The organism is Scytonema sp. UIC 10036 (assembly GCF_009725235.1).
Genome location: NZ_WJFC01000017.1, coordinates 37013 through 55832 on the forward strand (window position 1 = coordinate 37013; position 18820 = coordinate 55832).

The 18820-nt window shown below is 42.4% G+C and carries 14 protein-coding genes and 1 pseudogene; 8 read left to right on the forward strand and 7 right to left on the reverse strand.

Translation table 11 applies throughout. The annotated features are described in order from the left end of the window. Positions 1 to 26: 26 nt before the first annotated feature. A complete protein-coding gene (ilvA, locus tag F7734_RS10635; RefSeq protein WP_155744639.1) occupies positions 27 to 1538 on the forward strand; it encodes a threonine ammonia-lyase, biosynthetic in 1512 nt (503 codons plus the stop codon). Positions 1539 to 1631: 93 nt separating this feature from the next. After that, positions 1632 to 2093 (forward strand): hypothetical protein, encoded by a 462-nt coding sequence (locus tag F7734_RS10640; protein ID WP_155744640.1) that lies wholly within the window; start codon positions 1632 to 1634, stop codon positions 2091 to 2093. A gap of 3 nt (positions 2094 to 2096) precedes the next feature. Here F7734_RS10640 and F7734_RS10645 read toward each other — a convergent pair whose 3' ends face one another. The 3 genes from F7734_RS10645 to F7734_RS10655 form a co-directional block, all read right to left on the reverse strand. Then, entirely contained in the window at positions 2097 to 2555 is a 459-nt protein-coding gene (locus F7734_RS10645) for a restriction endonuclease (protein WP_155744641.1), read from the reverse strand. A gap of 9 nt (positions 2556 to 2564) precedes the next feature. Then, on the reverse strand, positions 2565 to 3062 hold the full coding sequence (locus F7734_RS10650; RefSeq protein WP_155744642.1) for a hypothetical protein: 498 nt from the start codon (positions 3060 to 3062) through the stop codon (positions 2565 to 2567). Between the two features lie 263 nt (positions 3063 to 3325). Further along, positions 3326 to 4464, reverse strand: a protein-coding gene (locus tag F7734_RS10655) for an IS630 family transposase (protein WP_155744643.1) whose coding sequence is annotated in 2 segments (ribosomal slippage) — positions 3326 to 4023 and positions 4023 to 4464 — 1140 coding nt in all. Because the reading frame shifts where the segments join, the coding sequence is not laid out codon by codon here. Between the two features lie 590 nt (positions 4465 to 5054). Here F7734_RS10655 and F7734_RS10660 point away from each other — a divergent pair. Next, positions 5055 to 5864, forward strand: coding sequence for a TnsA endonuclease N-terminal domain-containing protein (locus F7734_RS10660; protein ID WP_155744644.1), 810 nt, complete (start codon positions 5055 to 5057; stop codon positions 5862 to 5864). A gap of 396 nt (positions 5865 to 6260) precedes the next feature. Continuing rightward, positions 6261 to 6431, forward strand: coding sequence for a ssl1498 family light-harvesting-like protein (locus F7734_RS10665; protein ID WP_155744645.1), 171 nt, complete (start codon positions 6261 to 6263; stop codon positions 6429 to 6431). Here the strand turns inward: F7734_RS10665 and F7734_RS10670 are convergent. Then, the gene (locus F7734_RS10670) at positions 6424 to 6585 is read right to left on the reverse strand and encodes a hypothetical protein (RefSeq protein ID WP_155744646.1); all 162 of its coding nucleotides are present in this window, start codon (positions 6583 to 6585) and stop codon (positions 6424 to 6426) included. The two genes, F7734_RS10665 and F7734_RS10670, sit on opposite strands and share 8 nt — an antisense overlap. 125 nt (positions 6586 to 6710) lie before the next feature. Here F7734_RS10670 and F7734_RS10675 point away from each other — a divergent pair, with 125 nt between their 5' ends. The 4 genes and pseudogenes from F7734_RS10675 to F7734_RS10690 all read left to right on the forward strand — a co-directional run bounded on the left by F7734_RS10675 (position 6711) and on the right by F7734_RS10690 (position 15499). Then, positions 6711 to 7022, forward strand: coding sequence for an RNA-binding protein (locus F7734_RS10675; RefSeq protein WP_155744647.1), 312 nt, complete (start codon positions 6711 to 6713; stop codon positions 7020 to 7022). A gap of 172 nt (positions 7023 to 7194) precedes the next feature. Next, the gene (locus tag F7734_RS10680) at positions 7195 to 13911 is read left to right on the forward strand and encodes a PAS domain S-box protein (RefSeq protein ID WP_155744648.1); all 6717 of its coding nucleotides are present in this window, start codon (positions 7195 to 7197) and stop codon (positions 13909 to 13911) included. A gap of 7 nt (positions 13912 to 13918) precedes the next feature. Then, positions 13919 to 14576: pseudogene (locus F7734_RS10685) on the forward strand (response regulator transcription factor). 242 nt (positions 14577 to 14818) lie between these two features. Beyond that, entirely contained in the window at positions 14819 to 15499 is a 681-nt protein-coding gene (locus F7734_RS10690; protein WP_155744649.1) for an isochorismatase family protein, read from the forward strand. A 1366-nt stretch (positions 15500 to 16865) separates the two neighbouring features. Here the strand turns inward: F7734_RS10690 and F7734_RS10700 are convergent. The 3 genes from F7734_RS10700 to F7734_RS10710 form a co-directional block, all read right to left on the reverse strand. After that, on the reverse strand, positions 16866 to 17429 hold the full coding sequence (locus F7734_RS10700; protein WP_166481840.1) for a site-specific integrase: 564 nt from the start codon (positions 17427 to 17429) through the stop codon (positions 16866 to 16868). Positions 17430 to 17962: 533 nt separating this feature from the next. Next, positions 17963 to 18196, reverse strand: coding sequence for a hypothetical protein (locus F7734_RS10705; protein ID WP_155744651.1), 234 nt, complete (start codon positions 18194 to 18196; stop codon positions 17963 to 17965). Between the two features lie 34 nt (positions 18197 to 18230). Next, positions 18231 to 18665 (reverse strand): hypothetical protein, encoded by a 435-nt coding sequence (locus tag F7734_RS10710; RefSeq protein ID WP_155744652.1) that lies wholly within the window; start codon positions 18663 to 18665, stop codon positions 18231 to 18233. Positions 18666 to 18820: the final 155 nt, after the last annotated feature.

The following is an 18820-nucleotide window of genomic DNA, read 5'->3' on the forward strand; positions in this document are numbered from 1 at the left end:
CGCATCTATCACTATTATCAACGCCCATGCTCTGCGACTACCTGCAACTCATTCTGACTGCCCGCGTGTACGATGTTGCCCAAGAAACGCCACTGGAGTATGCTCCCAATCTATCCGCAAGATTAAACAACAAAGTTTTACTGAAGCGGGAAGATATGCAGTCAGTCTTTTCCTTCAAGTTGCGAGGTGCATATAACAAGATGGCAAATTTGCCACCGGATATGCTAGCACAAGGTGTCATTGCTGCATCCGCCGGAAATCATGCCCAAGGTGTTGCCCTTGGTGCGCGGAGGCTGGGTACACAGGCTATTATCGTTATGCCAGTCACCACACCCCAGGTGAAAGTAGATGCAGTCAAAGCCCGTGGGGGAGAAGTGGTGTTGCATGGAGACACCTATGATGATGCTTATGCTTTTGCCCGTCAATTAGAGACGGAAAAAGGGCTGACTTTTATTCACCCTTTTGACGATCCCTATGTGATAGCAGGACAGGGTACTATTGGAATGGAAATTTTACGGCAATGCCAGCAACCCATCCATGCTATTTTTGTGGCAATTGGCGGGGGTGGATTAATTTCTGGGATTGCAGCATACGTAAAACGGATACGTCCGGAAATTAAAATTATTGGTGTTGAACCAATTGATGCCGATGCCATGCATCAATCTCTGAAAGCCGGACATCGGGTGCGCTTACCTCAAGTGGGTTTGTTTGCAGACGGTGTTGCAGTGCGACAAGTGGGTGAAGAAACTTTTAGTCTGTGTCAGCAGTATGTAGATGACATTATTTTGGTTGATACAGACGATACTTGTGCCGCAATTAAAGATGTGTTTGAGGATACACGATCTATTCTAGAACCAGCAGGTGCGTTAGCGATCGCAGGTGCTAAAGCCTACGTAGAACGGGAACAAATCCAGGGACAAACATTAATTCCTGTTGCTTGCGGTGCTAACATGAACTTCGATCGTCTCCGCTTTGTCGCAGAACGGGCAGAGTTAGGTGAACGCCGTGAAGCTATTTTTGCCGTTACAATTCCTGAAGAACGAGGCAGCCTCCGCAAGTTTTGTGAATGTATTGGAAGACGCAATCTGACAGAATTTAATTATCGCATTGCGGATGACGAAGAAGCACATATTTTTGTAGGCGTACAAATTGAAAACCGTGCCGATGCAGCAAAGATGCTTGCAACTTTTAACAGTTGTGGGTTTAAAACCTTTGACTTAACCGATGACGAACTCACTAAATTGCACTTGCGGCATATGGTAGGTGGGAGATCTCCCCTCGCTCAGAATGAATTACTCTACCGTTTTGAGTTTCCCGAACGTCCCGGTGCATTGATGAAATTTGTCAGTTCTATGAGTCCCGACTGGAATATCAGCTTGTTTCATTACCGCAATAACGGGGCAGATTACGGGCGAATTGTTGTCGGAATGCAAGTGCCTCCTCATGAAATGGAAGAGTGGCAAGCGTTTCTTGATACTCTCGGCTATCGTTATTGGGATGAAAGCCAGAATCCTGCTTATAAACTGTTTTTGGGGTAGGGTTAGTTTCTTGGTTGATGGCGATCGTGACTTCTCATATCAATTTTTGTAGCAGAATGCACTAAATCGCTCGAATTTAAAAAAGCTACCTGGTTGGCAAAAACTCCAAATGAAGCTTACAGTCAAGCTTGCCAGTTTGTAGATGAGTTTGAAACAAGTCAAGACCAATTAAGACGCTTCATGGAAAATTATCAGGTTCTAAAACCTTTATATTTAATGATTATGTACCTTTCTAGTTGGGATAAATATAATTCTTACCTTGAAAATCTTAAGAATAAACGATGTCCGGAGAATTTTTTGGGAATTGAATTTTGGAATGGATTTGATTTTGAGATAGTTAATCGTTTAGAGGCAGAAGGATTGTTAGAAATCTCGACAACCAAAAAAACGTTGAGAATGAATTTTGAAGGTATGAGACAAGCGAGAAATTTTCTAATGCAGATTAATCTTGATGGAGTAGAAACGCTACTAGAACAGCGAGAATATCATGAAGAATATATTAACTGCGAAAGACTATTAGATATTACGAGCAAGCACCAAGAAGAGGAAGAGTAAATATTATCTAAACTGCCGCCAATCAATCCGATCCAGAAGTGAGAGTTTTGGCAGTTCCTTTACAGATAAATAGTATGTATCAGTCTTTGCTAGTACATCAACTAAAGTTAAGAGATGAATGCTAACTTGTTCAAGATACGGATGTTTAAACAAACGTTGTCTAAATGTTTCTTTGTATCCTATACCTGCCAGCATAACGCTACACACTGCACGGTGGTACATTATGTCAGCATACAAAAGCTTTGCGTGCTCAACATCAAGTTCCAATTGACTAAGCTTGCTTTGAAAATGGATTAAACCTCCATCCTCTCGATAAAGTACCCCATCGATACCGCCATCCGAACCAAGAGGACCGGGCTGAAAACCTAAAACCTCTGCAAAAGCGCGGCCAAGTTCCTGTTTACGTTGCGGGCTTGTATTTACAATTCCTAAAGCAAGGTTATACGCAATATATTGCTCCATATAATGCAATTAATCCCAAATGGCAGATGCAGTGTTCAGCTTGACTAGACGAGAGTAAAGCAAATCAATTCCGGCATTTAGATAAATAAACTGTGCATCTTGGATACGAGAATCAAAAAGGATGTCAAGAGTAGATTCGTCAATCTCGAATAATACATTCTCTTCATCGTTTACTATGGCTTCAATTTTTGTTCTCAGGAAATGAACTGATACTTGGTTCCGTTTTGCCTCGTGATACGCATAAGCAAATGCCATGTTCAGTAAAATCTTTTGTTCTGCACGCAATCGATCTTGTAATTCATGGAGCTTTATCTTGCCCTCTCGTCCAATACGTACCGATATCGGTCTCATAGTTCCTTCACGAAGTGATTCACGAGCAGCGGACTTTACCATTTCTCCAATATACTCTTCTTGCCTCTGTAGTAATTCCTCTTTGCTTCGTGCAAGGCTTGGATCTCTTTGTTTTCGAGGCGGTAGGCTCGAAGGTTGCTGCTGAATTTGCGCCATTTTTGTTACTGTACATGGGTAATGTAATTCTTAAGTAGGTAATGTAGTTCTTAAGTAGGTAATGTGGATCTATTGTAGGTAATGTAGTTCTTAAGTAACTGTCATAAGCTCTGAAAACCGTTAAGGCATGGGAGTATTATAATCTCGGAGTGTAGCTTCATTACACAAGCGTGTTATTACCAATTCCTATAATGTTTGATAAATTTCAACAAAAGATAGTCATTTTTGACGATTATATTCGTTACAAACAGGATAGTAGGCTGTCAAGATTGAATTGATGGGTAAAGACGCTGGAGCTTGATCCGTGCATCAGCAGTTGTAAATTGCCAATTAATAATACGAGAATCAAGATTTCGTTTTTGTTCCCAAGCGTAGATCTCTCGTTGCAAAGAATCTTTATCAGGAATGCGACGGTCGAGGCATTGATTCGCTAAAACGCTGAATTCAATCTCTGCCATATTCAACCAACTACCATGTTTTGGAGTATAATGAAAATCTAGTTTGTCAAGTATACGTTTCGCCTCGGCAGGTTCAAAAGCCTGGTAAAGAGACGAAGGAACATGAGTATTAAGTTGGTCGTGAACAACTGTAATGAGTGCAGCATCAGGATAACGCACATCTACTAGATATTTCATTTGTTGAGCATAATCAAGTTTGGTACGTCGGTCAGTTACCTCTACATGTCGCCATCCAACTAAAGGTTCAGAAAACATAAAAATATTACAAACTCCGTTCCTTTCATACTGATAGTCATAGCGTTGATTTTGCCCAGGCTCCATTGGTAGCGGTTCAAGAGTTTCTTGTACCAACTGTTTACTACTTTCATCAAAACAAACGACTGGGCGCAAAGGGTCATAGGGACGAGTATACACGTCTAAGACATCTTCCATGTGGTAGACAAATTCTGGATTGGCTTCTGGTGGAATAACCCATGATTCCTTGAGCCAAGGTTTAAGTTCGTTTTTTTTAATGTCTGTCTCACAGTTTCGTGGGAGATACTTTCAACTATTTCTAGTTCGACTAAGCGCTGGGCTAAAAGACGCAATGTCCAACGAGTTCGTCCGGATGGCGCTTGGCTGCAAGCAATAGCAATTAAATGTGCTTCTTGTTCACCATCAAGTTTGTGATTCTTACTTTTAATTTGCGATGTTTGTCGGCTCAGGGCTGCTTCTACTCCAAGTTCAACAAATAATCGACGTACACGTTCAATTGTCGGTATACTGATATCTAATGCAATACTTATTGCTTCATCTGTCCAACCTCCCAACTCACTACTGGTATCAGCCTTTAACAGGATTCGTGCATGATTGACTTTGTAGGCTGGCGATTTACCCTTCTTTGTCAACTGTTCTAGAATTTGCCTTTCTTCTGGTGTCAGCTTCACAATATACTTCTTACTCATTGGATTACTTGCGGATATAACCGCGAGCGCTTAGGCTTAGTTTTTATTTAGTTTATCCCTTTTCGTTACCCATCAAACTAACTTTGACAGCCTAATAGTCTAGTTAGCAAATGTTATGAATTTTAGCTTCGGAGAATAAATTTTTCTTGAGTTTATTAGTGGTGACTATTAGAATCTGATGATTTTATTGTAAATTAGAAATTAACAAGCATTGCTCAAAGTAGAAAAATTAGCCCACATTTCTTACAAGTTAAGCGACTGGATTCACCGGAATCTTTACTGAGAATAGATTTTGAGCATTTTTGGTGAGTCAGATTTTGGTGAGCGTGTGAAACGCAGAAATCTAAGTTTTACAAAGCGTTGAGAAACGTTGTGATAAATCCGGGTTAGCTTTTAGGTGTTGAATTCCGAAAAAAATGTGAGGGATGTCAGTTTTTGTTTTTCCAGAATACATGAGTGTGATTTGGAAAAAGACCGGAAAATCCCGTTTGATAAAAAGAGCTTCTAGGTGCTCAAATTAAATATTTAATAGTTCAGCTATTTCTGTCAAATGACAATTTCAGAAAGAGTTCTGTAGAGAGGCGAATACAATGGCTGACAGTACTCACTCGACAACTTCTTCAGTTATCGAAAAACGTCTAAAACAAGGTAGAGGTCAAGGACGTGGGGCCGACTATAAACCGTGGCTGACGATTCAAGATGTCAGTTCGATTGGTTTAAGCAAAAGGATTTTGGGAATCACAACGCGGAGAAGACATGAGTTTTTCAGTCAAATCGAAAGCAATTATTTTTATATCTTAGATTGGGCAAAAAATGTCACGGATATAAGAGAACAATACCCAATGCTGCCATTATCAGAAACTTTAGAAATTGCGGCAAATATTGGTGTGGCTCACCCAATCTTACCAAAAACTAAAGAACCGATTGTGATGACTACGGACTTTTACATAGAAGTTCAACAAAATCTGGGTGTTTGCTATCAAGCTCGCACAGTTAAACCGGAAAATCAACTGGATGATAAACGAACCATAGAGAAGTTAGAGATCGAACGTCAATATTGGGAGCGAAGAAATATTAGCTGGGGGATTGTAACTGAACATGATATTCCTCTAGAAGTAGTGAAAAATCTTAAATGGATACGTGTTGGCGTTGATTGGGATGCACTCGGATTGTCAAAAGACTCAGTCAAACAAGCCAAAAAACTTTTAAGTCAATATTTGACTCAAAGTCAGGACACATTAACTGACATTTGTTCGAGGTGTGATGTCGAACATGGTTTGAAAACAGGTGGCAGCTTAGCAATTGTTAGAAATATGTTGCAAACACGAGAATTAATAGTTGATTTACATCAACCAATTCACTCTAGAAAAAAACTTGTAATTATTAAAACTCAATTTTAACGACCATGGGTTGCTTAATCTAACTAGACTGACCGAGCGCAACTGAGGTGATTTGTATGCTATCAGTTAACCAAATAATTTGTTGGCACAGTGATAATAAACTAGATAGAGTTATTTATACAGGACTTACGCAACTAGCATAAAGTGAGGGCGAGCAGGCAGAGCAAATACCTCTCTCACATGACTTGCATGCGGGTAGTATAGGGGATTTGCGCTTCAAGGTCTGCTGACAGACAGGCGATTTGGTTATGATTTCCCATTGCCGCCCTTGAGTTAGGAAGCAATCATTAATTTACGAGAATGCCCGGTCTAGTAACTGAGCTTTTTTTTTTATTATTCGTGGGTTTCAGCATTGTTATATTTATTTACATAAGTTAATAAATAAGGAAACGAGCTATGTACACCACTGTTAACGAAGATGGCGTTCTCAACAACTATCCAACCGAGCCAAAAATGCACTTTGCTGAATACCCTGCAATTTGGGAACAGCGTCAATATGTTATCCAAGGCGTGTTTGCTACATTACTTGTTGTTACTCTCGTTCTGGTTGCTTTTAGTGCTAGTTAAGAAGAGTGATTTCGCTATTAAAAACTCTCATCTTTTCTCCCCGGCTTGATGGCTGGGGCTTTTGCATTGAAGGAGCGTTATCTAAAAGTAACTGCGATCGCTCTTGAAAGGCAGTTACGTAAGTCCAGTCAATAATTAAACAACCGTTAACCACGTAAATTCTAATTTTGTGTTACGCTAAATTTTTAGGATTAAATTCGGTACGCAGTTTGTTTTTATCTACTGACAAGTGTTTCTCCGAATCTAACTCTCTACACCGTATGATTCTGGAGATGTTTTATGTCAATTTATGTTGGTAATCTATCCTATGAGGTTGGAGAAAATGACCTCAAGCAAGTTTTTGCCGAGTATGGAACTGTTAAAAACGTCCAAGTCCCTACAGATAGAGAAACGGGTCGTCCGCGAGGTTTCGCGTTTGTAGAAATGTCATCAGATGCAGAAGAAACAGCAGCAATTGAGGGTCTTGACGGTGCTGAATGGATGGGTCGCGACCTCAAGGTGAATAAGGCTAAGCCCAAGGAAGATAGAGGTTCTTCGTTTGGTGGTGGTAGACGGGGAAATGGTGGTAGCGGATATTCCAAACGTTACTAAGCTTTGAAATCAATAAGGTATTGTATACTAAAGGAAATATTTTAGCGCGGCTGTAGAGTTCGGAACTCAAATTTTTGGAGTGGTTGCTTAAAGCGAGTTTTAGTCAAGTCAATGGCTTGTCAGAGCGCAGTTAAAGCAACACAACCCATGGTACTAATCGGGAGAGAGTTCAATGATTGCTCTAGCTGGGATCGCCATCCAAAGCAAAATCTATTCAAGTTCAGCATCTGTTGTGTACCGGGGTATCAGGGTGCAGGATGGTCGGGCAATCATCGTCAAACTACTTAAGCAAGATTATCCCTCTCCTGAAGAACTCATTCGCTATAGGCAGGAATATGAAATTACCCGTTCCCTCAAAGAGGAAGGAGTCATCAAAGCATATAGTCAGCAAGACTATCAGCGCACGCTCGTTATTCTCTTGGAAGATTTCGGTGGAGAATCTATCGAAAGATGGATGCGGCAGCAACCAAACTATTGTCCTATACCTTTATCCAATTTCTTACGATTAGCAATCGATATCACAGATATTTTGGGCAGAATTCATGCTGGTGGAGTCATTCACAAAGATATCAATCCTGGCAACATCGTCCTGAATCCGAATACTGGCGTTGTCAAAATTATTGACTTTGGTATTGCCACCCGCTTTAACCGCACCAATCCGACGTTCAAAAGTCCCCATGTGTTAGAAGGCACGCTTGCCTATTTGTCGCCAGAGCAAACCGGGCGGATGAACCGGATGCTCGACTATCGCACCGATTTCTACTCGCTGGGCGTAACGTTCTACGAACTGTTAACTGGACAGCTACCGTTCCCCACTCAAGACATCCTGGAGCTAGTTCATTGCCATATTGCCAAACCGCCGATTCCTCCGCATGAATTGAACGCCACGATTCCCAAACCCATTTCAGGCATAATTTTGAAGTTAATGGCGAAAAATGCGGAGGATCGCTATCAAAGTGCCTGGGGCATCAAAGCGGATCTAGAACGCTTTGCTCAACAACTGGCAGAAATCGGTCAGATCAATGCCATGTCGTTGGGACTGCAAGATGTTTCAGAACAGTTTTGCATTCCTCAAAAACTGTATGGACGAGAAGCGGAGACTAAAGCATTATTGGCGGCGTTTGACAGAGTGGTTAGAAAAGAGACGTTTGGCGAAATTTGTCAACTAGAGTCAGGCATAGAAAATGCTCAATTCAATGTCCAACTCATGCTCGTTGCTGGTTACGCTGGCGTTGGCAAAACAGCATTGGTGCAAGAACTCTATAAACCCATCACAGCAAAGCACGGCTATTTCATATCGGGTAAATTTGACCAATTCAGGCGCAATATTCCCTACAGCGCCATTGTGGATGCCTTGCAAAAGTTGGTGCAGCAACTTCTGGGGGAACCGGATGAGCAAGTGCAACAGTGGCAAGAGCGTCTGCTCTCAGCTTTAGGAAGCAATGGGCAAATCATTATTGATGTCATTCCTGAAGTTGAATTAATTATTGGCAAACAGCCACCCGTACCCGAAGTTGGAGCAACTGAAGCTCAAAATCGCTTTAATCGAATCTTTCAAAATTTTGTGCGGGTGTTTTGTTCAAAAGAACATCCCCTGGTCATCTTCTTAGACGATTTACAATGGTTCGACTCCGCGACGCTGAAGTTAATCGAGTTAATATTACTCGACGAGCAGACACAATATCTATTTTTGATTGGAGCCTATCGAGACTCGGAAGTGGCTCCAACGCATCCATTGGTATTAACGCTCTTAGAACTGCAAAAACAAGGGGCAGTGCTTCAGGAGATAATCCTGAAACCCTTAGCGTTGGAATCGTTGAATCAATTGATTGCCGAGACGCTAGATTGCAATACTGACACCGTTCGTTCCCTAGCCCAATTAGTGTTACGTAAAACCGAGGGCAACCCTTTCTTTGCCGGTGAATTTTTGCGAATGCTGTATAGCGAAAATCTGTTGAAATTTGATGCACAACAGTTGAACTGGCAGTGGGATATTACTCAGATTCAAGCCCGAAATATAACCGATAATGTGGTAGAGTTGCTGTTGCTCCAGTTGAAGAAACTGCCGGAACAAACACGGCAAATTCTCCGCTTAGCCGCTTGTGTTGGATCTGAATTTGATTTAGAAACGTTAGCGATCGCTTGTGAAAAATCGCCGAAAGTAATTTCTCTAGATTTACTAGCTGCAATACAAGCTGGATTAATTCAACCTCTATCTGAATTAGACGAAAACTTGTTAGTTCAAGACTACAAGTTTCTGCACGATCGGGTACAGCAAGCTGCTTATGCTTTGATTGATGAGTCGCACAAACAAGCTGTTCATCTCCAAATCGGTCGCAATTTACTCGAAAAAACTTCACCAGAGCAACGATCCGATCGGTTGTTTGAAATCATCGATCATCTCAATCAAGGACTTGAGCTAGTCACTGCTCGATCGGAACGAACTGAAATTGCCAGATTGAATTTAATGGCAGGTCAGAAAGCAAAGGCAGCAACGGCTTATGAACCAGCTTTTAAGTATTTCACTACAGGGTTTAAACTCCTCAATTCAGAGAGTTGGCAGAGTGAGTATGACCTGACCTTAGCGCTGTATTCACAAGCAGCAGAAGCGGCGTATCTCCAGGGTCGCTTTGATGAGATGGAACAGTTGGTAGAAGTGGTACTCGATCGCGCTAAGACAGTGGTTGACAAAGTGCAGGTTTACGATAGCAGAATTCAAAGATATTTGTCACAGGGCAACCTGAAAGAAGCACTTAAAATTGGATTGGAAGTGTTAAAGCTCCTGGAAGTAAACTTACTAGAAACTCCAAGTCAGTTAGATGTTCAAAAAGAATTGGAGTCAACGGCTGCACTATTAACTGGAAGAGAAATCGAAGACTTAATTAATTTACCAAAGATGACCGCACCAGAACCGCGCTCAGCAATGTATATCCTGGCGAATATCATGGGTGCTGCATATACGGTGTCATCAGAACTGATGATGCTGATTGCTTGCAAAATGGTGAATTTATCAATCAACTACGGCAATGCTACTTGGTCACCACCGAGTTATGCTGCCTACGGATTTGTTTTATGTGGAGTTGTTCAAGACATTGAACTCGGCTATAAATTTGGTCAATTGGCTCTAAGCTTGGTAGAACGATTGGATACCAAAAAAGGCAAGGCTAAAGCATTACAGATATTTAGTGAAAATGTCATGCAGTGGAAGGTACATCTTAGGAAAGTAATACCATTTCTGGTTGATACTTATCAAAACGGAGTGGAAACTGGAGACTTTGAATTCGCTGGCTATGCTTTATATAATGTATGTTGTCGCTCGTTTTTTGTTGGTGAGGAACTCACCCAATTGGAACAAAAAACGGCAACCTACAGCAAAGCGAGCGGACAAATCAGACGAGAAAATCCCTCGACTTGGATTGCAATAGTGTGGCAGACCATTCTTAATTTGTTAGATAGGTCTCTTAATCCTAGTCGCTTAGTTGGTCGGGTGTGTAATGAAGAGCAGGCATTACCACACGCCCTTGCAGTTAAAGATGGAATTGCAATTCAAATGCTATATCTGCACAAAGTTATACTGTGTTATCTATTTGAAGAATATTATCAAGCTGTACAGACTGCTATTTTGGCAAGGAAACATTTTGAAGAAGCGTCAGCAATAAAGTTTTTACCTGTATTCTGTTTCTACCATTCTCTAGCGCTTTTGAGCCTATTGCTTGATGCTTCAAACTCTGAAAAAGTAGCTTGGCTAAACTGTGTTAACACCAACCAAGAAAAAATGCAGAAATGGGCAGAACACGCCCCAATGAATTATCTACATAAATTTTATCTAGTCGAGGCAGAGAAAGCGCGAGTCTTAGGGCAATTTCTTGAGGCTGAAGAGTTTTATGAACGGGCGATCGCAGGTGCTGCTGAAAATGAGTATATTCAGGAAGAAGCATTAGCTTATGAATTAGCGGCTAAACATTATCTGGCGCGAGGTCGGGAAAAGATTGCTCAGACCTACATGAAAGAGGCGCACTATTGCTACGATCGCTGGGGCGCAACTGCTAAAGTTAAAGACTTAGAAAAACGCTATCCACAGTTCTTTTCCCAGTCGTCTAGAGCCGCTTCCGCATCAGTTCCTATTACTGCTGAAACTATCACTAATCCCTTCCATACTGCTTTCGATTTAGCAGCAGTGATGAAAGCTTCACAGGCGATTTCTCGTGAAATTGAACTGAAGCAATTGCTGCGATCGCTGATGCAAACTTTAATTGAGAATGCTGGCGCACAAACCGGATATCTGATTTTAGAAAACTCAGGAGAATGGTCGATTGAAGCGGCTTGTGAACTCAATGCCGATGAGAATGCTTGTGCGACTCAGGTGTTACAGTCTATTTCAATTGCCGATCGATTGCCAGAATCAATCATTCAATATGTGATTCGGACTCTGAAGCCTGTCGCCTTAAATGATGCGACTCGTGAAGGTGCTTTTATTAATGAGCCATACATTCAACAGAACCAGCCTCAATCTATTTTCTGTTTGCCGTTGCTGAATCAAGCCAAGCTGGTCGGTGTATTGTATTTAGAAAATCGGTTAGCAGCTGGAGTATTTACACCAGAGCGATCGCAGGTCTTGCAGCTATTATCGACTCAAGCAGCGATCGCTATCGAAAATGCCAACCTTTACTCAGAACTGCGGGCTAAGGAAAGCAAGATCACCCAGTTCCTCGAAGCGATTCCGGTGGGAATTGCGATCGTGGATGCGACGGGTTGCCCTTACTATGCCAACCAATGCGGCAATCAACTCCTGGGCAAAGAAACTGATACTTCCATAGCACCGGAGCAGATACCAGAGGCTTATCAGCTTTATGTAGCGGGAACGGATCAAATCTATCCAGCGGAGAGCTTGCCTACTGTGCGGGCATTAAGGGGCGAACGCATTAGGACTGAAGATATAGAAATTCGTCGAGATCGTGTCTCAATTCTAATTGAGGCACGGGGAACACCAGTTTTTGATCGACAAGGCAATATCACTTATGCGATCGCTACCTTTCAGGACATTACAGAGCGCAAACAAGCCGAGAAACTCCTAGCCGACTACAACTGCACTTTAGAGCAACAGGTCGCAGAACGAACTGCTGCGTTACGACAAAGTGAAGCCAATTACCGTAACCTGATCCAAACTGCGAATTCAGTCATCATTCGCTACGATCCGCAAGGACGGATTCGATACATCAACGATTATGGGGTAAAACTCCTAGGTTATGAAGAACATGAGATTTTAGGGCGAACCTTATTTGAAACCATCATTCCAGAAGCCGAACTCTCTGGACGCGATGTGAGACCCATGGTCCACGATTTACTTCGTAATCCTCAATCGTACCCGCAAGGCGAAGGTGAAAATCTGTGTCGAGACGGACGGCGAGTTTGGATGGCCTGGTCGAATCAAGCCATCTTCAATGACCAGGGAGATGTCGTTGAAATCTTATCGGTTGGCAATGACACTACCCAACGTAGACAAGCAGAAGAGGCACTACAACGCAGTGAGGCCAAGTTCCGAACTATCTTTGAAAACTCGCAGGTTGGCATCTACCGCACCCGCCTCTCGGATGGATTAATTCTCGATGCCAATCAACGCTTTGCCAATCTGTTTGGCTTTGATTCACCAGAGGAGATTATTGGGCTGGAACACACCATCGGCTTTTTTGTAAATCCCAGAGATCGCCAACACGCCATTGAGGTGATGAAGCGGGATGGGGAAGTGCGAAGCTATGAAGTACAGATGCGAAAACGAGATGGGACATTGTTCTGGGGACTTTCCTCTTCTTATTTGAATGTAGACGATGACTACATCGAAGGGGTGATTGCGGATATTAGCGATCGCAAACGAGCAGAAGTCGCTCTACAAACGAGTGAAGAACGACTACGCTTAGCATTAACCGCTTCAAATCAAGGACTCTACGATCTCGATTTAAAAACTGAAGAAAGAATTGTTAACCCAGAATACGCTTTAATGCTGGGTTACAATCCAGCAACATTCCACGAAACCATTTCTGAATGGATTGCTCGTTTGCATCCTGATGACAGAGAATCAGTTGTCGCAACCTACCGTGCTTACATTGCTGGAGAAATCCCCAGCTATCAAGTAGAGTGTCGCCAGCGTACCCAGGATGGTCAGTGGAAATGGACTCTTTCTGTTGGCAAAATTGTTGCCTGGGACGAATCAGGTCAACCCATGCGGATGTTGGGAACCCACGTTGACATTAACGATCGCAAGCAAGCAGAAGCAGCCTCGATTTTAGAAGAACGCAACCGCATGGCGCGTGAAATTCACGACACACTCGCTCAGGCGTTTACAGGCATTCTGGCTCAGGTGGGAGCTGCAAAACAGGTGCTAACGGATGATTTAGAAGCAACTCAGGCACACCTAGACCTGATCAAAGAATTGGCGCGAACTGGACTGACTGAAGCGCGGCGATCGGTAATTGCGCTCCGTCCTCAGCTTTTGGAGGAGGGCAGTTTACAGAGCGCTCTCCATCGTCTCATCGCTCAAATCAGGGCTGCTGCAACTGACACCACCTTATATTATGAGATTGAGGGTGCAGTGTATTCTCTGCCCACTGAAGTCGAGAATAACTTACTACGGATTGGGCAGGAAGCATTAACTAATGCGATTAGATACGCCAATGCTGACGAAATTCGAGTGGAGCTAGTCTACGATCGCGACCAGTTTTGCTTGCGCGTGAGAGACAATGGACAGGGCTTTGGAGTTGGAAGTGTTTCAGCCTCTCTTGGTTTTGGCTTACTCGGCATGAGCGAACGGGCAGAGCGCATCGGCGCACAACTCACGATTAGGAGTCAACCTGGACAAGGAACAGAAATTATTGTCACCGTCAATTGGGAGTAGCGTCACGATGAGCCAAGCCATAACCATTCGGGTTCTGATTGCAGACGATCATGCTATTTTTCGGCAAGGATTAGCCACGATTATTAACCGTGACCCAGATATGCAGGTGATTGCCCAAGCTGAAAATGGTGAACAGGCGATCGCCGCCTTTCGGGAACACCAACCAGATGTAACGCTAATGGATCTGCGAATGCCTGAAGTGGAAGGAGTTGCCGCCATTGGTGCAATTTGTGCTACTGTTAAATCTGCTCGGATTATTGTACTGACCACGTATGATAGTGACGAAGATATTTACCGGGGATTGCAGGCAGGCGCAAAAGGATACCTGTTGAAAGAAACTGAACCGGACGAACTTCTTAATGCCATTCGTACCGTTCATCGGGGTCAGAAGTACATTCCGCCCGATGTGGGAGCAAAGTTGGTACAGCGGCTCAGCAATCCAGAACTGAGTGAACGAGAACTGGCGGTACTCCGTTCACTGGCACAGGGGATGAGTAATGCTGATATTGCGGCTGCTTTGAGCATCGGTGAAGGCACGGTTAAATCTCATGTTAATCGGATTTTGAATAAGCTAGATGTCAGCGATAAACTGGGTACAGCTTGCGCTTCGCGAACGCACTCAAGCTGTGATTGTTGCCGTTAAACGCGGCATTGTTAATTTATAGGATGTACTTTCGATAGAATTGGGATTCTAACTTGAGTTAGAGCCAGCCTTCTACTCCACGATGGCATGGTTACTCTATCAATTTATACTGTAAAAATTTTAACTTGCTGTAGACGACAGCTTGAAGGCGATCTCCTATATTGAACTTATTCTGAAAGAAGCTGAGTACTAGAACTGGACACGCCCCAGATAGCTAGGAAAAAATGACATTGATTGAATTTGAATAAAAAAGGAGATAAACCCATGAGCCACACCATCGACACAATGATCGATCCCAACGACGCCGTGCTGCTGCTGATCGATCATCAGAGCGGACTATTCCAACTTGTGCGTGACATCGAACTCCCAGTCCTCCGCTCCAATGTCACGGCGCTCGCCAAGATTTCCCGACTCGCCAAGATTCCGACATTCACGACTGCTTCGGTGCCCGATGGTCCCAATGGTCCCCTAATTCCCGAAATCCACCAGCACAATCCTGAAGCGGTTTACATTCCGCGCACAGGACAGATTAACGCCTGGGATAACCCAGCTTGGGTAGATGCTATCGAGAAGACCGGGCGAAAGACTCTCCTCATCGCCGGAACTCTCACCAGTGTGTGCATGGCGTTTCCGACGCTGAGCGCACTGGCCGCTGGTTACAAGGTCTTCACGATCATTGACGCTTCTGGCAACTGGAGCCAGATGGCGACCGACCTCACTCTGGCCCGCGTCGTCCAGGCGGGAGCCATGCCCATCGACGCTTACGCAGTAATGAGCGAACTCATGAACACGTGGAACCGTCCGGACGCAATGGAGTTTGCCGCTGTTGCGGTTGACCACATCGTGCCGCCTTACCGCGCCCTGATGGAGAGCTATGACAAAGCTCAATCCGTGCAACGAGATGGACGAGAGACCAAGCTCGATCGGCAAATGGCACCTGTGTAAAAGCACCTAATTGCAACGCGCACGCACAAAATAAAAAAAGGGAAGGTGAGGAGTTGGTTATCAGTGTGACTTGAAGAAGATTCTGGCCAGGTTGTCCAACTTTACCTTCCAAAAAGAGATGTCCAACTTTACCTTCCAAAAAGGTGGAAGAAATAACATGAAGAAAAATTAAAGGAAAAGTTGACTCGGAGTAATATTAAAACAACGGAAAACTTCAGAGAGAAAATGTAAAGAAACGCCTCTTCTATAAGCATTGTCACAGCGTTGAGGATTAGCAATTAAGTAGGAGCTAAGCCAAAAGGAAAAAGAAAGGTCTTTTAACTCCTGTTCATCAAGATGCGCGCAACGTTCATGGAGGTACAAATAGACATCTTTAAACTGAGGACGTTTTGATAAAGAAGGTGTAATCGCAATGAACTCTTGTAGGTAAGAGACGTTTCGTTGATAACTCTCAAAATATTTTACCGAGAAAAAATGATTAGCCAAATTAAGGGGAGGCTTTCTTTGATCTAACCATTCTCCACAATGAGAACAATATCCCGGTTGGCAAAAATTTAACATTTTTTGATGGCAATAGGGGCAGGTATTTTCTAAAAAAATCCGATGTTGGGGACAAAATTTAACAGATGCAATTAACCAGAGTAAGGGAATATAAATAACTTCCCCTTGCTCTCGCCAGACTTGATAACAATAAGGACACCAAGCACAAGAAGGTTTCAAAAAAGGCTCTACTGACTCAAAGACTTTCAGCCAACTCACTAAAGTTAAAAAGCTTAAATCTTGACGAGATGTTAACTGTTCTATAGCCGAAACAATAAGGTTCTTCCGTACTTAGTGGGCTAAATTATCAATAAGCTTCGTATCTGAACCTGATTGTATGGGATTTCAATGCGGTGATTAAGTGCTTTATGGATCGATCTAGCTTAGATAATGCTTAAAAAGCTGACTACACAAAGCTTTCAAAAAAGTTTTATATGAAATTAGCCCACTAAGTACGGAAGAACCGAAATATTGAATATCGATTTTAGAGACAGTTTTTAAAGTCGATGTAGCATCCTGTTGTCATAGTCTCCGTAGACAACACACTTTGTCAAGATAAAGAAGAAAGTAAAACTGTTGGTTATATCAGGGCAACCGTATCTAAATTACTCTTGAGCGCAACTAAGATTAAGACCCAAAGAAAAATCAGGATTTATCGTTTGATTTACTTCCCAAGTCTTAATGCGATCGCTAAAATCTTTGTCAACAAGCAGAGCTTAATGACATTATTTTTGAGCTTATTGAGAATAGGCTAATCTTATTGACATGATGCGCCTGCCCTGGGGAAGATGGTGAGCAGATCCTAGAAATGTTTGGTAACTAAAATTCAAAAATCCAAAGCAGAGATAGCGTTTTGCTTCTGCTTCTCAGTTACCCCTAGATAACGCTCCAAAGCTGCCAAAGTCCGATGCCCGGAAATCTCCTGTATATGGCGCAACGGTATCCCCGCATCACTCATCCTGGTTAACGCCGTCCTCCTGAAACTGTGGGTACTAACGCCCTCAATGCCCAGCCGCGTACAGGTATCTCTGAGGATTTTGTCAGCACTAACCTTGTGGATATGCCCCAACCCATGCCGCCCCGGAAACAAAAACTCCTTGCGGCGGTTAGGGTTGTACTCTTCTAAATATTGCCTTAGTTTCGGATGCACTTGGATTTCCCTGGTGTCTCGCTTGCCTTTGGTGTTGACGCTACGCAGCACCAACACCCCCCTGACACCATTGCTGCCAAACACATCATTTACTGCCAACGTACAGGCTTCGTTAATTCGGCAAGCAGCATAAAGACACACGCCAAACAGAGCGCGATCGCGCGGGTTGACAAACCCCTCGTTAAATAGGAGATTAATTTGGTCGGGCGTAAGGATTTCTGCCCTGCCGAAGCGGTTTATTTTCTAGGGTCTAGCCTACACGATCTAAGAAAAGATAGAGGGCATCAGTGACAGTAGGGTGTAAACGCGCGTTCTGGGCGTGGGCAAGAATGTTTTTCATGGTTCTTGCTAGATTTATATGCATTTCAACGCCCTTTTTCTCACCTGAGTTCGACGTAACTAATATCTTGCACCTACACACTCGTTGGGTGAGGCTATACAAACGAAGCTTGCTTACGCAGGCTAGAAATCTATATTTTTCGTCTTATTGATAAAAATATATGTTTATTAAAAATTTGGGTATTCAGTATTAATACTTTAATGCAAGATGTGAGGTAAGAAAAATAGTCAGAGGAGAAAATTTTAGGCATGGAAGTATAAACACAACTCCGCTGCGCCGTTTGAGATGAATTAAAGTAGAAATTGTGTGAATTGAAAAGTTGACTTTAAGGATGCACGACTAGACAATAATTAAAGCGTTGATGTCCTCTTCATACAAATTAATTTCTGGTAACGCTGCTAAATCTTCTGGAGTTAGATTCAAGTCAGGTTTTTTATCTTGATAAAAAAGTACATACGTGCATGGTATAGTAATCTTTAAAATTCCGATAAGATGATTGATGAAAATGAATAATTATCGTCATGACTTCACTCAAGCATAAAGTTAATTTCCGATGACGTTTTCGTTCACCACTTTCAAGCAACTCTTTTTTCCAATTTTTTTCAAATTCTTGACAGAAATCATCTACATCATAAAAAAGCTTTTCTAATTCTATATTAGTAATCATAGTAGAACCCCCAATTTTTTACTAATTAAACTTCTTACTTCAAAGAGTCTGGAGATATATTTTGGTTGTAAAGCTTTGAAATTAGTTTGGCAATTGAAATTCTTGCTGACTTTTTATGCCGGAGAATTTTTTTGGCCATCGAAATAGCAAGCTCTGGAGAAATTGATTTTGTGATATTATCAATATCCTCATGTAATTGGTTAATTAGTAAAGATTCTGTCATTATTTCTTTCGTTTTTAGTTCTGGTTGAATATTGGTATCAATAGCTTGAATAACTGAGTTTGATTTTGTGTCATTATCAAATTCTTCCCCAGAATCTAGCTGATGAGCTAGCTGCATTACTTTTTGAGCATATATCTTGGGAACCCGAATAGTACAAGTGTCAGGATTGTTCCAAATTGGTTTTCTACCAGCATTTTCTCGTTTTCCTCCTCGGTTGTTCTTAGATGATGCTTTGTTGTTTCTCATAATTATGATTAAATCACAAATTCACATCTTCTTAATATACCTAAAAAAGATAATTGTAGAACCCCCTTGTTCAGCAATTATGATTTAATCACTAAATCATAATTGAATGTCATTGATGCAGGTGATTCCATCATCTAATTGTAATAATTGTTACT

Excerpts from the sequence above, each read along its gene's own strand:
- ilvA (WP_155744639.1), top strand. The coding sequence starts at position 27 with ATGCTCTGCGACTACCTGCAACTCATTCTGACTGCCCGCGTGTACGAT.
- F7734_RS10645 (WP_155744641.1), bottom strand. The coding sequence starts at position 2,555 with ATGGAGCAATATATTGCGTATAACCTTGCTTTAGGAATTGTAAATACA.
- F7734_RS10650 (WP_155744642.1), bottom strand. The coding sequence starts at position 3,062 with ATGGCGCAAATTCAGCAGCAACCTTCGAGCCTACCGCCTCGAAAACAA.
- F7734_RS10660 (WP_155744644.1), top strand. The coding sequence starts at position 5,055 with ATGGCTGACAGTACTCACTCGACAACTTCTTCAGTTATCGAAAAACGT.
- F7734_RS10665 (WP_155744645.1), top strand. The coding sequence starts at position 6,261 with ATGTACACCACTGTTAACGAAGATGGCGTTCTCAACAACTATCCAACC.
- F7734_RS10675 (WP_155744647.1), top strand. The coding sequence starts at position 6,711 with ATGTCAATTTATGTTGGTAATCTATCCTATGAGGTTGGAGAAAATGAC.
- F7734_RS10680 (WP_155744648.1), top strand. The coding sequence starts at position 7,195 with ATGATTGCTCTAGCTGGGATCGCCATCCAAAGCAAAATCTATTCAAGT.
- F7734_RS10690 (WP_155744649.1), top strand. The coding sequence starts at position 14,819 with ATGAGCCACACCATCGACACAATGATCGATCCCAACGACGCCGTGCTG.
- F7734_RS10705 (WP_155744651.1), bottom strand. The coding sequence starts at position 18,196 with ATGATTACTAATATAGAATTAGAAAAGCTTTTTTATGATGTAGATGAT.
- F7734_RS10710 (WP_155744652.1), bottom strand. The coding sequence starts at position 18,665 with ATGAGAAACAACAAAGCATCATCTAAGAACAACCGAGGAGGAAAACGA.